The organism is Streptomyces incarnatus (assembly GCF_001027185.1).
Lineage (GTDB): Bacteria > Actinomycetota > Actinomycetes > Streptomycetales > Streptomycetaceae > Streptomyces > Streptomyces puniciscabiei.
Genome location: NZ_CP011497.1, coordinates 4,906,247 through 4,918,216, shown reverse-complemented (window position 1 = coordinate 4,918,216; position 11,970 = coordinate 4,906,247). Strand labels below are relative to the sequence as shown.

10 protein-coding genes are annotated in these 11,970 nt (G+C 71.7%); 4 read left to right on the top strand and 6 right to left on the bottom strand.

Annotated elements, in window-relative coordinates; all coding sequences use genetic code 11:
• Positions 1 to 71: 71 nt before the first annotated feature.
• Positions 72 to 1,586: an MFS transporter gene (locus tag ABB07_RS22170; RefSeq protein WP_208900341.1), complete on the bottom strand. Its 1,515-nt coding sequence runs from the start codon at positions 1,584 to 1,586 to the stop codon at positions 72 to 74.
• 62 nt (positions 1,587 to 1,648) lie between these two features.
• On the opposite strand from ABB07_RS22170, the gene ABB07_RS22165 reads away from it, so the two are divergent.
• Positions 1,649 to 2,656: a helix-turn-helix transcriptional regulator gene (locus ABB07_RS22165; protein WP_208900340.1), complete on the top strand. Its 1,008-nt coding sequence runs from the start codon at positions 1,649 to 1,651 to the stop codon at positions 2,654 to 2,656.
• Here the strand turns inward: ABB07_RS22165 and ABB07_RS22160 are convergent.
• Together ABB07_RS22160 and ABB07_RS22155 are read right to left on the bottom strand one after the other, a co-directional pair.
• Positions 2,653 to 3,450: a TetR/AcrR family transcriptional regulator gene (locus ABB07_RS22160; protein ID WP_208903566.1), complete on the bottom strand. Its 798-nt coding sequence runs from the start codon at positions 3,448 to 3,450 to the stop codon at positions 2,653 to 2,655. The genes ABB07_RS22165 and ABB07_RS22160 overlap by 4 nt on opposite strands.
• Before the next feature lie 1,166 nt (positions 3,451 to 4,616).
• Complete coding sequence (locus ABB07_RS22155) at positions 4,617 to 5,615, bottom strand: sigma-70 family RNA polymerase sigma factor (RefSeq protein WP_208900339.1); 999 nt, start codon at positions 5,613 to 5,615, stop codon at positions 4,617 to 4,619.
• 191 nt (positions 5,616 to 5,806) lie between these two features.
• On the opposite strand from ABB07_RS22155, the gene ABB07_RS22150 reads away from it, so the two are divergent.
• Positions 5,807 to 6,328, top strand: a complete 522-nt coding sequence (locus tag ABB07_RS22150) for a GNAT family N-acetyltransferase (protein WP_208900338.1) — start codon at positions 5,807 to 5,809, stop codon at positions 6,326 to 6,328.
• 95 nt (positions 6,329 to 6,423) lie between these two features.
• Here ABB07_RS22150 and ABB07_RS22145 read toward each other — a convergent pair whose 3' ends face one another.
• On the bottom strand, positions 6,424 to 7,236 hold the full coding sequence (locus ABB07_RS22145) for a dioxygenase family protein (protein WP_208900337.1): 813 nt from the start codon (positions 7,234 to 7,236) through the stop codon (positions 6,424 to 6,426).
• Positions 7,237 to 7,346: 110 nt separating this feature from the next.
• On the opposite strand from ABB07_RS22145, the gene ABB07_RS22140 reads away from it, so the two are divergent.
• Entirely contained in the window at positions 7,347 to 7,856 is a 510-nt protein-coding gene (locus tag ABB07_RS22140) for a MarR family winged helix-turn-helix transcriptional regulator (protein ID WP_208900336.1), read from the top strand.
• 26 nt (positions 7,857 to 7,882) lie between these two features.
• Here the strand turns inward: ABB07_RS22140 and ABB07_RS22135 are convergent, their stop codons facing one another.
• Both ABB07_RS22135 and ABB07_RS22130 read right to left on the bottom strand, forming a co-directional pair.
• Positions 7,883 to 9,451, bottom strand: a complete 1,569-nt coding sequence (locus ABB07_RS22135) for an MFS transporter (RefSeq protein ID WP_208900335.1) — start codon at positions 9,449 to 9,451, stop codon at positions 7,883 to 7,885.
• 170 nt (positions 9,452 to 9,621) lie between these two features.
• Positions 9,622 to 10,269, bottom strand: a complete 648-nt coding sequence (locus ABB07_RS22130) for a TetR/AcrR family transcriptional regulator (protein ID WP_208900334.1) — start codon at positions 10,267 to 10,269, stop codon at positions 9,622 to 9,624.
• 279 nt (positions 10,270 to 10,548) lie between these two features.
• Between ABB07_RS22130 and ABB07_RS22125 the strand changes: the two genes are divergently transcribed.
• Positions 10,549 to 11,874, top strand: coding sequence for a M6 family metalloprotease domain-containing protein (locus ABB07_RS22125; protein WP_208900333.1), 1,326 nt, complete (start codon positions 10,549 to 10,551; stop codon positions 11,872 to 11,874).
• The last annotated feature ends 96 nt before the right edge of the window (positions 11,875 to 11,970 follow it).

The window sequence follows — 11,970 nt, the reverse complement described above, 5'->3', positions numbered from 1 at the left end:
CTTTCACTGGGCGCCCGGAGCAGCAGAGAGGCCCGGCACCTGATGGGTGCCGGGCCCCTCGTCGTGCCTGGTCAGGGCACCAGTTCCGGTTCCCGCTCGGCCACGGCCGGCTCCGGTCCGGCCCCCTCCATGTGCTGGGCCGGCCGCTTCGGCAGGGCGGACATCAGCAGGAAGATCGCGCCCATGATCCCGGCGACCCACCACAGCGCGTGCTGGAAGGCGTGCACGAAGGCCGGGCCGACCTGGGCCGGGGTGAGCCGGTCGCCGATCTCGCCGAAGAACACCACCGACACCAGGCCGAGGCCGAGCGCGTTGCCCATCTGCTGCACCGTGTTGATCAGCCCGGACGCGGACCCGGCGTGCTCGCGCGGCACCTCCGACAGCACCGCGTCGGTCAGCGGGGCGACGATCAGCCCCATCCCGGCGCCCATCACGACCAGCGGCAGGGCCATCTGCCAGGAGGCGATGGCGAGGCCGTACCGGTGCGCCTCCCACAGGTAGAGCAGGACGCCCGCGGCCATGACCAGCGCGCCGGCCTGGAGCACCTTCCGCCCGAACCTGGGGACGAGCTTCTGCACCGACATCCCGGCCGCCGTCGACACCGCGAGGGAGAACGGCACGCCGGTCAGCCCGGCCCGCAGCGGGCTCCAGCCCAGGCCGATCTGCATGTACAGCGTCCAGACCAGGAAGAAGATGCCGAGCGCGACACCGAAAACGGTCTGCACGGCGATGCCCGCGGCGAAGCTCTTCACCCGGAAGAGTGACAGCTCGATGAGCGGGGAACCGTCCTTGGCCGCCTTCCGTTTTTCGTACGACACCAGCGCCGCGAAGACGACGAGCCCACCGGCCATGCAGAGGTACCCCCACAGCGGCCAGCCCAGCTCGCGGCCGCGGGTGAGCGGGTAGAGCAGCATCAGCAGGCCGAGCGAGACCAGGGCGACACCGACGAGGTCCAGCTTCAGTGCTTTGGGGGCCTTCGACTCGGTGATGAAGCGGCGGCCGAGCAGCCAGGCGAGGACGCCGACGGGGAGGTTGATGAGGAAGATGGGCCGCCATTCGAGCCCGAGCAGGTTCCACTCCGTCAGGAGTGCGCCCAGCAGCGGTCCGGAGACCGCGCCCAGACCGACGACCGCGCCGAACAGGCCGAACACCTTGCCGCGTTCGTGGGCCGGGAAGGTGGCGTGCACGATCGACAGCACCTGCGGCACCATCATCGCCGCCATACCGCCCTGCAGGATGCGGGAGGCGACGAGCATCTCCGGGTTCGCGGCGAAGCCGCACAGGGCGGAGGCGAGGGTGAAGCCGCCGACACCGGTCAGGAACAGCCGTTTGCGGCCATGGATGTCGCCGAGACGTCCGCCGGTGATGAGAGCCGCGGCGAAGGCCAGGGCATAGCCCGCGGTTATCCACTGGATCTGGCTGACACTGGCGCCGGCGTCCCGCTTGATGGAGGGGATGGCGATGTTGACGATCGTCACGTCCACCAGGTCCATGAAGGCCGCGGTCATGACGATCGCCAGCGCGAACCAGCGGCGGCGGTCACCGGAGGCCCGGTGAGCGGGGAGGGTCTGTTCCGTGGAGGTCATGCCCTCAAGCTAGGACCCCATTAGGTCAGATCATGTCCTAGTGGTCGGGCATGCTCGAAGACATGACGACGGACACACCGGCACGGCTGCTGCAGCTCCTCTCGCTCCTCCAGACGCCGCGCGAGTGGCCCGGCGGTGAGCTGGCCGAGCGGCTCGGGGTCTCCCGCCGCACCGTGCGGCGGGACATCGACCGGTTGCGGGAGCTGGGCTATCCGGTGCAGGCCGCCAGGGGCGCGGACGGCGGGTACCGGCTGGTCGCGGGCAAGGCGCTGCCGCCCCTGGTGCTGGACGACGAGGAGGCGGTGGCGATCGCGGTGGGGCTGCGGGCCGGTGCCGGGCACGCGGTGGCGGGCGTCGACGAGGCGTCCGTACGGGCCCTGGCCAAGCTGGAGCAGGTGCTGCCGGCCAGGCTGCGCCACCGGGTGTCCACGCTCCAGGCCGCCACGACACCGCTGACCAGCGGGGACGGGCCGACCATCGCGCCGGAGACGCTGACCGTGATGGCCTCCACGGTGGCGGGGCACGAGCGGCTGCGGTTCGCCTACCGCGACAAGGACGGCAGCGAGTCACGGCGGCTGACCGAGCCGCACCGGCTGGTGTCGACCGGGCGCCGGTGGTACCTCGTCGCGTACGACCTCGACCGCGCCGACTGGCGGACCTTCCGGGTGGACCGGGTGAGCTCGCCGTTCGCGACCGGAGTCCGCTTCGCGCCACGGGAGTTGCCGACCGGGAGCGCGGCGGAGTACCTGCGGCGGTCCATCCACCGGCGCCAGGAGACCTACGAGTTCGCGGTCCGCTTCGCCGCGCCGGCGGAGCAGGTGTCCACCCGCCTGTCGGCGTGGCTCGGGGTGCCGGAGGACGACGGCGAGGGAGGTTGTGTACTGCGGGGCACCGTCGGTGATCCCCCGGAATGGCTGGCGGTGCGGCTGGCGATGGCGGGGTACGAGTTCACGGTGTGGTCGCCGGATGAACTGGTGGCGAGCGTACGGGAGTTGGGCGGTCGGCTGAGCCGGGCCGGGGCGGACACCCCCGGGCGGGATGCCCACGGTGACGGCCTGGCCCAGAGCTAACCCTCGCCGTCGCCCCACTGGAAGTCCCGCAGGGATCGGAGGTTGCGCAGCGCCAGGGCCGCGGGGCCCTCCGGGCCGCTGGGCGGGGAGGAGGAGGTGGCCCAGGACTCCACGGCCACGCGGACGGCGGTGCCGGCGACGGCCGCGGCGAAGCGGAGACCGGGGGTGACCGGTGCGGGGGCCGTGAGCCCCGGGGCATCGTTGTCGCGCCGCGCTTCCACCCCACCGGCCTGACCGCTTCCGGCGTCGTCACCCGGTCCGGCTTCGGCCCCACCGCAGCCGGCGTCGTCACCCGGTCCGGCTTCGGCCTCACCGCATCCGGCGTCGTCACCGGGTCCGGCTTCGGCCTCGCCGCTTCCGGCGGACCCGACTCCCGCATTCCGCGAGCCGGTTGACGCGATCCGGTGTGCCAGGATCTCGGCCAGGGTGTGCTCCGACGCCTGGCAGACCTCTGCCCAGACCTTGCGCAGGGCGGGGCTGGCGTCGGCGAGGCGGATCAGGGTGCGGACCCACTCCCAGGACGCCACCGAGACACCGGCGCCGGGCGTGAAGGTGTGCCGTACGGCGTGCTCCAGGGCTTCCGGAACACTGAGCCGGGCCGGAGCCGAGCGGACCGCTTCCGCCCAGCGCTGCGCGCCTGCCGCGTAGAGGGGGGCGACCGCCTCCTCCTTGGTGGCGAAGTAACGGTAGAAGGTGCGCGGTGCGATGCCGGCGGCGTGTGCGATGTCCTCGGCGCGGGTCGCCCGCAGGCCCTGGCGGACGAACAGGGCGGCCGCCGCCCGGGCGATCTCCATCCGGGTCTCGGCCTTCCGGCGTTCGGTGAGCGAGACCGGCGCGGAGACGGAAGGCGGCCGGCGGCCGGTGCTGGGGAAGGTGCCCCTGGTGGCGCTGGGGGTGGTGCTCATCCCGGCAGGCTATGCCCATGTGGCAGAATCTGCCATCCGACGGTCCACCCCGGGGTTCAGGTACGGGGTGGGCCGTCGTTCCAGGATGCCCCACCGCCCCACCACCCGCGCGGACTTGGGTCTCCCGCAGGGGGAGACCGGAAGGTGGGCTCATGCACTCCGGCAGGCGGTCGCCCGGCTGACGCTCGTACGGACGCTCCGCGACCTCGGCCTCGGCCTGGAGGTGATCCGGCGGATCGTGGACCGGCCGCTCCCCCCTCGGCGAGGTCGCCGCCGAACAGGCCCGAAGCGCCGGATGCGGATCCCGTCGTCGCGGTCCTCGTCGCCCGGTGCGCCCCCGCCTCCGGGCAGGACGGCCCTGTCACGCCGTACGCGTGGCTGCTCCAGCGCCTCGGAGCCGCGCGCGAACCCCGCAGCGGCACCTGCCTCCGCCTGCTGGCCGTCGTCAACGGCCGACGGCTCCCGAGCCCGTGACCCCGGTGATCGACTGGGCGGCCGCGACGTTGCGGGCGCGGGCGGTGGCTTGATGCCAACGTTCGGACGCAAGTGACGAGTTGACGGATCTCGCCCCTCAACCGCCGTCGGCGCGGACGGAGTTGTCCATGGAGACAGATGGAGACAGATGAAGCCGGGCCCCGGCACCCGGGGGGGGGATAGGTGCCGAGGCCCGGCTGGGAAGGTCCCGGCGCCGGGGGGGATGTGCGTCGGGACCTGGCTGTGTGGCTCGGGTCGTGCGGGTGGACGCGTGGGGTCGGCCGGTCTGTGTGGTGCGTGGGGAGTGCGGTTGCGGGGCCTGGCTGCTGTGGGGCCCGGAAGGGTTGTTCCCGTGGGCCCGGGAGTTGAAGCGACGGGACCGCGCCATGTTTGCGCCGTCTTCCGTCACCGGCGTGCGCTCCCCCAGGCACCGTACGCCCACAGGCACCAGGCGTTGCGCACCGCCGCGCCCCGGAGTCGCACCGATCCACGACCCCACCGGCACCGCTCACCGCACCGGCACCGGCATCGGTACCGGCACTGGCATGGCACCGGCACCGGCACCGACCGGCAGGGACCCCCTACGCCGCCGCGTCGAAGCCGGTCTGGCGGGCCAGCTTCTTCAGCTCGAGCAGAGCGTGCTTCTCGATCTGGCGGATGCGTTCGCGGGTCAGGCCGTGCTCCTTGCCGACCTCGGTCAGGGTGCGCTCGCGGCCGTCCTCGATGCCGTACCGCATCTTGATGATGGAGGCCGTGCGCTGGTCCAGGCGGCCGATCAGGTCGTCCAGTTCCTCGCTGCGCAGGAGGGTGAGGACGGACTGTTCGGGGCTGACCGCGGAGGTGTCCTCCAGCAGGTCGCCGAACTGGGTCTCGCCCTCGTCGTCCACCGACATGTTCAGCGAGACCGGGTCGCGGGCCCAGTCGAGGACGTCGATGACGCGCTCCGGCGTGGCGCCCAGCTCCGCGGCGATCTCCGCGGGCTCCGGGTCGCGGCCGTTCTCACGGTTGAACTCGCGCTGGACGCGGCGGATGCGGCCCAGCTCCTCCACCAGGTGGACGGGGAGCCGGATGGTGCGGGACTGGTCGGCGATGGAGCGGGTGATGGCCTGACGGATCCACCAGGTGGCGTACGTCGAGAACTTGAAGCCCTTGCGGTAGTCGAACTTCTCGACCGCGCGCACCAGGCCGGCGTTGCCCTCCTGGATCAGGTCGAGGAGCGGCAGACCGCTACGGGGGTAGCGGCGCGCCACCGCCACGACCAGGCGGAGGTTGGACCGGATGAAGATGTCCTTGGCCCGCTCGCCGGCGGCGACCAGGGCCTGGAGCTCCTCGCGGGTGGCGTCCGACGCGGACTCCTCCTCGCCGTCGAGGACCTGCCGCGCGAACACACCCGCCTCGATGGTCTGGGACAGCTCGACCTCCTTTGCGGCGTCGAGCAGCGGCGTACGCGCGATCTCGTCGAGGTACATGCCGACCAGGTCGCGGTCCGCGATCTCGCCGCCATGAGCGCGAACACTGCTTGCCGAGTCGGCCGTCTCGCCGGTGGCGGACTGACGACGGGCGACGGCACGGGTTGCCATGCGTGCTCCCTTGCGATGGTGGGCTGGCGGGTGGTCCTGATGAACGCTCGGCATCGGGGGAGTGTCTCTGGCGACTCTCTCCGAGTGCCCTGCATCCGTGGGAAACAACGACTGGAATCCGGACAGAATTCCCAACCCGCCCCCCAATTTTTCTGATCATGCAGTACCCTGTCCGCCACACGGGAGGCGCGATGCCGACGCGACGTACAGAGGTGCAGGTCAGAGCGGGAGTCGAGGGTGATCTCGACGCCCTCACGGCGATCTACAACCACTACGTACGCGAGACAGCCATCACGTTCGATACCGCGATCTTCACTCCGGAAGAGCGCCGCCCTTGGTTGCTCTCCCACCCGGAAGACGGCCCGCACCGCCTGATGGTTGCCACGGACGCGGAGTCACAGCAGATTCTGGGGTACGCCACATCCAGCCCTTACCGCCCGAAGCCCGCGTACGTCACGTCCGTGGAGGTCTCGGTCTACGTCGCCCCGGACGCCGGCCGCCGCGGGATCGGGTCGCTCCTCTACGACGCCCTCTTCAAGGCGCTGGCCGGCGAGGACGTGCACCGGGCCTACGCCGGGATCGCCCAGCCCAACGAGGCCTCCGAGCGGCTGCACGCCCGCTTCGGCTTCCGGCACGTCGGCACGTACCGCGAGGTCGGCCGCAAGTTCGGCCGCTACTGGGACGTGGCCTGGTACGAGAAGGACCTCGGCTAGAGCACGGCCTCGGCTGGACGTAGCCCCGGCCAGGACGCGGCCTCGGCCAAGACGCGGACTTCGGCCAAGACGCGGACTCGGCCAGGACACGCGGCTCAGCCGAACTGCACCGACCGCTTCGCCATTCCCATCCAGAACCCGTCGATCACGGACTTCTGGGCGTCCAGCTCGCCGCCCGCCTCCGCCGCGCCCATGGTGACGAAGAGCGGGGCGAAGTGTTCGGTGCGCGGGTGGGCGTAGCGGCCGGCCGGGGCCTTGTCCAGGAAGTCCAGCAGGGCGTCCCAGTCGCGGGCCTCCAGAGCACGCCGGCCCCAGTCGTCGAACTCGGAGGACCAGCTGGGCACGCCGTGCCCCGCGTACCGCAGGGCGGCCAGGTTGTGGGTGAAGAAGCCGGAGCCGACGATCAGTACGCCCTCGTCGCGCAGCGGCGCGAGCCTGCGGCCGATGTCCATCAGCCGCACCGGGTCGAGGGTGGGCATGGAGATCTGCAGGACGGGGATGTCGGCGGCCGGGAACATCTCGACGAGGGGGACGTAGGCGCCGTGGTCGAGGCCGCGGTCGGGGATGTCCTGGACGGGGGTGCCGGGGGCGCGCAGCAGCTTGCGGACGGACTCGGCGAGCTCCGGGGCGCCGGGGGCGGCGTACCGCACCTGGTAGTAGTGCTCGGGGAAGCCCCAGAAGTCGTAGACGAGCGGGACCGTCTCCACCGCGCCCAGGGCGAGCGGGGCCTCCTCCCAGTGGGCGGAGACCATGAGGATCGCCCTGGGCCGGGGCAGGTCCGCGGACCAGGCGGCGAGCTGGCCGGGCCAGACGGGGTCGTCGGCGAGCGGCGGGGCGCCGTGGCTGAGGTACAGCGCGGGCATGCGCTCCCGCGCGACGGTGTGTGTCTCCTGTGCGGCGGCGGACATGGCGGCGGCTCCAGCGGTCGATCCAGATGCTTTAACTCTCAAGCTCTATGCTGCCAACCGTACGCCCGACTTGTTCAAGTTTCAAGGAGCTGCCTCGTACAGTGGGACCCATGAACACGGCACCCGGCTCCGCCGCACAGCACCGCTGGCTCACCGACGAGGAACAGCGCGTCTGGCGCGCCTATCTGCACGCCACCACCCTGCTGGAGGACCACCTCGACCGGCAGCTGCAGCGCGACGCGGGCATGCCGCACATCTACTACGGCCTGCTCGTCGGTCTCGCCGAGGCCCCGCGCCGCCGGCTGCGGATGACCGAGCTGGCGATGCAGGCGAAGATCACCCGGTCCCGGCTGTCGCACGCGATCGCGCGGCTGGAGAAGAACGGCTGGGTGCGCCGCGAGGACTGCCCCTCCGACAAGCGCGGCCAGTTCGCGGTGCTCACCGACGAGGGCGCCGAGGTGCTCGCGCGCACCGCGCCGGGCCATGTGGACGCCGTACGGCAGGCGATGTTCGACCGGCTGAGCCCGCAGCAGCAGAAGGCCCTCGGCGAGATCATGGAGATCATCGCCGAGGGCCTCCAGCCCGATGAAGCGGGTGCGGACCTGCCCTGGCTCCGCTAGTTCACTCGTGGATCACCGTACGGGGCTCAGTGGGCCACCACCGGCACCGGCACCTCGTCCTCGATGCCCTCGTCCCGGCCCTCGCCGGAGATCACCTCGGTGCCGCCCGGGCGGCCGGCGTTGACGAAGGTGAAGGCGATCAGGGCGGCGAGACCGAGGATGCCCACGGCGAACCAGATCGCCATGCTGTAGCCGTGCACCATGCCCTGGAGCTTCACCAGCTCCTGCTGCGGCCTGGCGGCGGCACCGGCGATGTGGCCCTTGACGTACGACGTGGTCGCCGAGGCGGCGATGGTGTTCAGCAGGGCGGTGCCGATCGCACCGCCCACCTGCTGCGAGGTGTTGACCATCGCGGAGGCGACACCGGCGTCCCGCGGCTGGACACCCTGGGTGGCCAGCGACATCGCCGGCATGAACGCCGTACCCATGCCGAGGCCGAGCAGCACCATGGCGGGCAGCAGCTGGGTGAGGTAGGCGGAGTCGATCTTCAGCTGGGTCAGGATCAGCATGCCGAGACCGGCGACCAGGAAGCCGGGGCCCATCAGGAAGCGGGCCGGGACCCGGGTCATCAGCCGGGTGCCGATCTGCGTGGAGCCGGTGATCATGCCGGCCACCATCGGCAGGAACGCGAAGCCGGTCTTGACCGGCGAGTAGCCCTTCACGACCTGGAGGTAGTAGGTCAGGAAGAGGAACAGGCCGAACATGCCGATGATCGCGAGGCCGAGCGAGAGGTAGATGCCGCCGCGGTTGCGGTCGGTCACCACGCGCAGCGGCAGCAGCGGGGCCTTGACCCGGGACTCGACCCACGCGAACGCGGTGAGCAGCACCCCGGACGCGATGAACATGGCGATGGTGACCGCGTCGCTCCATCCGTCGGACTCGGCGCGGGTGAAGCCGTAGACGAGGGCGACCAGGCCGAGCGTGGACAGGAACACGCCGGGGATGTCGAGCGGGGAGCGGTTGCGGCCGCCCTCGGGCTCACGGATGACGAAGTAGGCGCCGAGCGCGGCGACGACGGCGAACGGGATGTTCACGAAGAAGGTCCAGCGCCAGTTCAGGTACTGGGTGAGGAAACCGCCGAGGATCAGGCCCACGGCACCGCCACCGCCGGCGATGGCGCCGTAGATGCCGAACGCCTTGGCGCGCTCACGGGCGTCGGTGAACATCACCGCGAGCAGCGAGAGCGCGGCCGGGGCGAGCAGGGCGCCGAAGACGCCCTGGAGGGCGCGGGCGCCGAACATCATCGGGCCGCTGGTGGCGGCACCGCCCAGCGCGGAGGCGAGGGCGAAGCCGGCCAGGCCGGTGACGAAGGCGCGCTTGCGGCCCCACTTGTCGGCGATACGGCCGCCGAAGAGCAGCAGCCCGCCGAAGGCGAGGGCGTAGGCGGTGACGACCCACTGCCGGTTGCCGTCGGATATGCCGAGGTCGGTCTGGGCGTGGGGCAGGGCGATGTTCACGATGGTGGCGTCGAGGACGACCATCAGCTGGGCGAGCGCGATGAAGACGAGCGCTTTCCAGCGGTTGGCGTCGCCGGCACGTGCGGCGAAGCCGGCCGGCGCGGTGGCGCCGGGAGCCTTGCGGGCGGTTTCGGACATGGAGATACCCACTTCGGGACTTCGTGACGGAAAAGACGAGGTAGGAGAACTACGGAGAACTGTGGAGAACCAGGACGCCAAAGCGGCAGGCATGAGGAACGGCTCGTCGACGCTGACGGCCGGAAGGTCGGGCGTACGGGTGGACTGGGATCGGGAGCCGAACTAATCGGTCAGCACTCGCGCAGCTCCTTGATGGTCACGGCCGTGCCCGGCAGGGCGGAGCGGGCGGGCGCCCGCAGGCCGTCGAGGAAGATCTGAAGGTGGCGGTGGACGAAACGGTCGCCGCGCAGGCAGTCCGTGCCGGCCGGGGGCCGGCTCAGCTGGGCCACGGCGATCATCAGGTCGCCGACGCCGACGTCGGACCGGAGCTGTCCGGCCGCCACGGCCCGGCCCATGACCTCCTCGACGAGCTGCTCGACGCGCTCGCGGGAGGCCTCCAGGTCGAGGTGGTGCTTGTCGAAGCTGCTGGAGATCATCGGGCAGAGCGCGCTGATCCGCTCGTCGGCGGAGACGTGCACGAACCGCTCCAGCGCGGCGAAGGCGTCCCCGGTCTCGGCGAGGGCGACCTCGGCCGCCTCGGCCGTACGGTCCATGACGGAGCAGACGACCTCGCGGACGAGGGCCTCGCGGTCGGGGAAGTTGCGGTACACCGTGGCGTTGCCGACGCCGGCCCGGCGGGCGATCTCGTCGAGCGGCACGTCCGGGCCGTGCTCGACGAACATCTCCCGGGCGGCGGTGACGATCCGCTCCCGGTTGCGCACGGCGTCGGCGCGGGGCCGGGTCACCTTGCGCGGTACGGGGATGGTCGCGGTCGGCACGGCGTACTCCTCGAAGAAGCGGGGGGCGATCCGGGGAGACAGTCCCCGTTTCGCTCGGACACACGGTTAAACGGGGAGAGGGTCCCCGGTTATTTCCCGCCCACAAAAAGAGCAGCTGTGACCTGAGACACACTCACCTCTCGCCGGAATTCACCCCCGTGCGGACCGGCATTCCCACGATCGGTCTCCTCCAGCGAGCGGCCCGCACCCCGCCGACACAGGGTGAGCGCAAGGGTGCAGCCGACAGACCGCGGCTGCCGTGGAGCGAGAGGCCCATGCATGCAGCCGCAGCCACCCCGCCGCCGCATACGCCCCGCTGTACGCACCGCCGCACGCCCCCCTCGCAACCGCCGCCGCATACGCCCGCGCCGGACGGCCGCTCTCGCCGCGGTGACCGTGCTGACCCTGGCGGTCGGCACCTCGGCCGGGACCGGACGCCTGCCGGCGCCCGCCACCGCCGGGCCCATCGGCACGGCCCGCTCCGCCCTCGCGCCCTGCGCGGTCCAGGGCGCCGTCGACGTACAGATGACCGAGGGAATACCCACCCCGCACGGCTACGCCCGCTCCACGGGCACGCTCCACGCCCTGACCCTGATGGTCGACTTCTCCGACGCGCCCGGGCAGGGCAGCGCCATGGACCGCTTCCACGAGTTCTTCCCGCAGACCCAGGAGTGGTTCCGCACCGCGTCGTACGGCCGCCTGGACTACCGGCCGGAGACCCCGATCACCACCTGGCTGCGGATGCCCAAGCCCTTCAAGGGGTACGGCATAGAGCGCGGCGCGCCCTTCGACCCCGGCTACCGGCAGCTGGTGCAGGACATCGTGGCCGCGGCCGACCCGAAGGTGGACTTCCGCGCGTACGACATCGTCAACGTCCTGGTCACCCCCAACGCCGGCCCCTCCGCCCTGGACACGGTCCTGTCCGTGACCTTCGCCGGCAACGGCGACGCCCCGGTCGCCGACGGCGTCACCATCGCCAACGCCTCCTTCGTCTACTCCCGCCAGGACGACGGCTCCGGCTCCTACTCCCGCACCGGCTACCGGGTGCTGCCGCACGAGAACGGCCACACCTTCGGCCTGCCCGACCTGTACACCCAGGAGGGCGGGGGCGCGGTCGGGCACTGGGACATCATGAGCGAGGACTGGGGGGCCGACAACGACCTGCTCGGCTGGCACAAGTGGAAGCTGGGCTGGCTGGACGGCTCCCAGGTGGGCTGCGCGGCGGCGCGGGGCAGCATCGAGTACGTACTGACACCGCTGTACCGGCCGGGCGGCGGAAAGCTGGTGCTGGTGCCCGTCGACGCGCGCAGTTCGTACGCCCTGGAGGTGCGGGAACAGGGCGGCAACGACGAGGTGGTGTGCCGGCCGGGTGTGCTGATCTACAAGGTGGACGGCACGATCGACACCGGACGCGGACCGGTCACGGTGTACGACAGCCACCGGGACAGCGGCGGCTGCACCCGCAGCCCCAACGTCCAGGCAGAACTCTCCGACGCCCCCTTCTCCCCCGGCGAGTCCTTCAAGGACCCGCGCCACGGCATCACCGTGCAGGTGATCAGCAGGGACGGGGACGGGGACTACCGGGTGCGGGTGACGCGGACGTAGGGGAGCGGAGGTAGCGGGAGCAGGGGTGCCCGCGAGGCATCGGGGGCGCGCGCTCGCCGGGCCGGGCCGGGCCATGCCAGGCCGGGGGCCGGGCCG

Bases quoted from the DNA above. Each gene is read 5' to 3' on its own strand.
- ABB07_RS22170 (WP_208900341.1), bottom strand. From the start codon at position 1,586: ATGACCTCCACGGAACAGACCCTCCCCGCTCACCGGGCCTCCGGTGAC.
- ABB07_RS22165 (WP_208900340.1), top strand. From the start codon at position 1,649: ATGACGACGGACACACCGGCACGGCTGCTGCAGCTCCTCTCGCTCCTC.
- ABB07_RS22160 (WP_208903566.1), bottom strand. From the start codon at position 3,450: ATGGAGATCGCCCGGGCGGCGGCCGCCCTGTTCGTCCGCCAGGGCCTG.
- ABB07_RS22155 (WP_208900339.1), bottom strand. From the start codon at position 5,615: ATGGCAACCCGTGCCGTCGCCCGTCGTCAGTCCGCCACCGGCGAGACG.
- ABB07_RS22150 (WP_208900338.1), top strand. From the start codon at position 5,807: ATGCCGACGCGACGTACAGAGGTGCAGGTCAGAGCGGGAGTCGAGGGT.
- ABB07_RS22145 (WP_208900337.1), bottom strand. From the start codon at position 7,236: ATGTCCGCCGCCGCACAGGAGACACACACCGTCGCGCGGGAGCGCATG.
- ABB07_RS22140 (WP_208900336.1), top strand. From the start codon at position 7,347: ATGAACACGGCACCCGGCTCCGCCGCACAGCACCGCTGGCTCACCGAC.
- ABB07_RS22135 (WP_208900335.1), bottom strand. From the start codon at position 9,451: ATGTCCGAAACCGCCCGCAAGGCTCCCGGCGCCACCGCGCCGGCCGGC.
- ABB07_RS22125 (WP_208900333.1), top strand. From the start codon at position 10,549: ATGCAGCCGCAGCCACCCCGCCGCCGCATACGCCCCGCTGTACGCACC.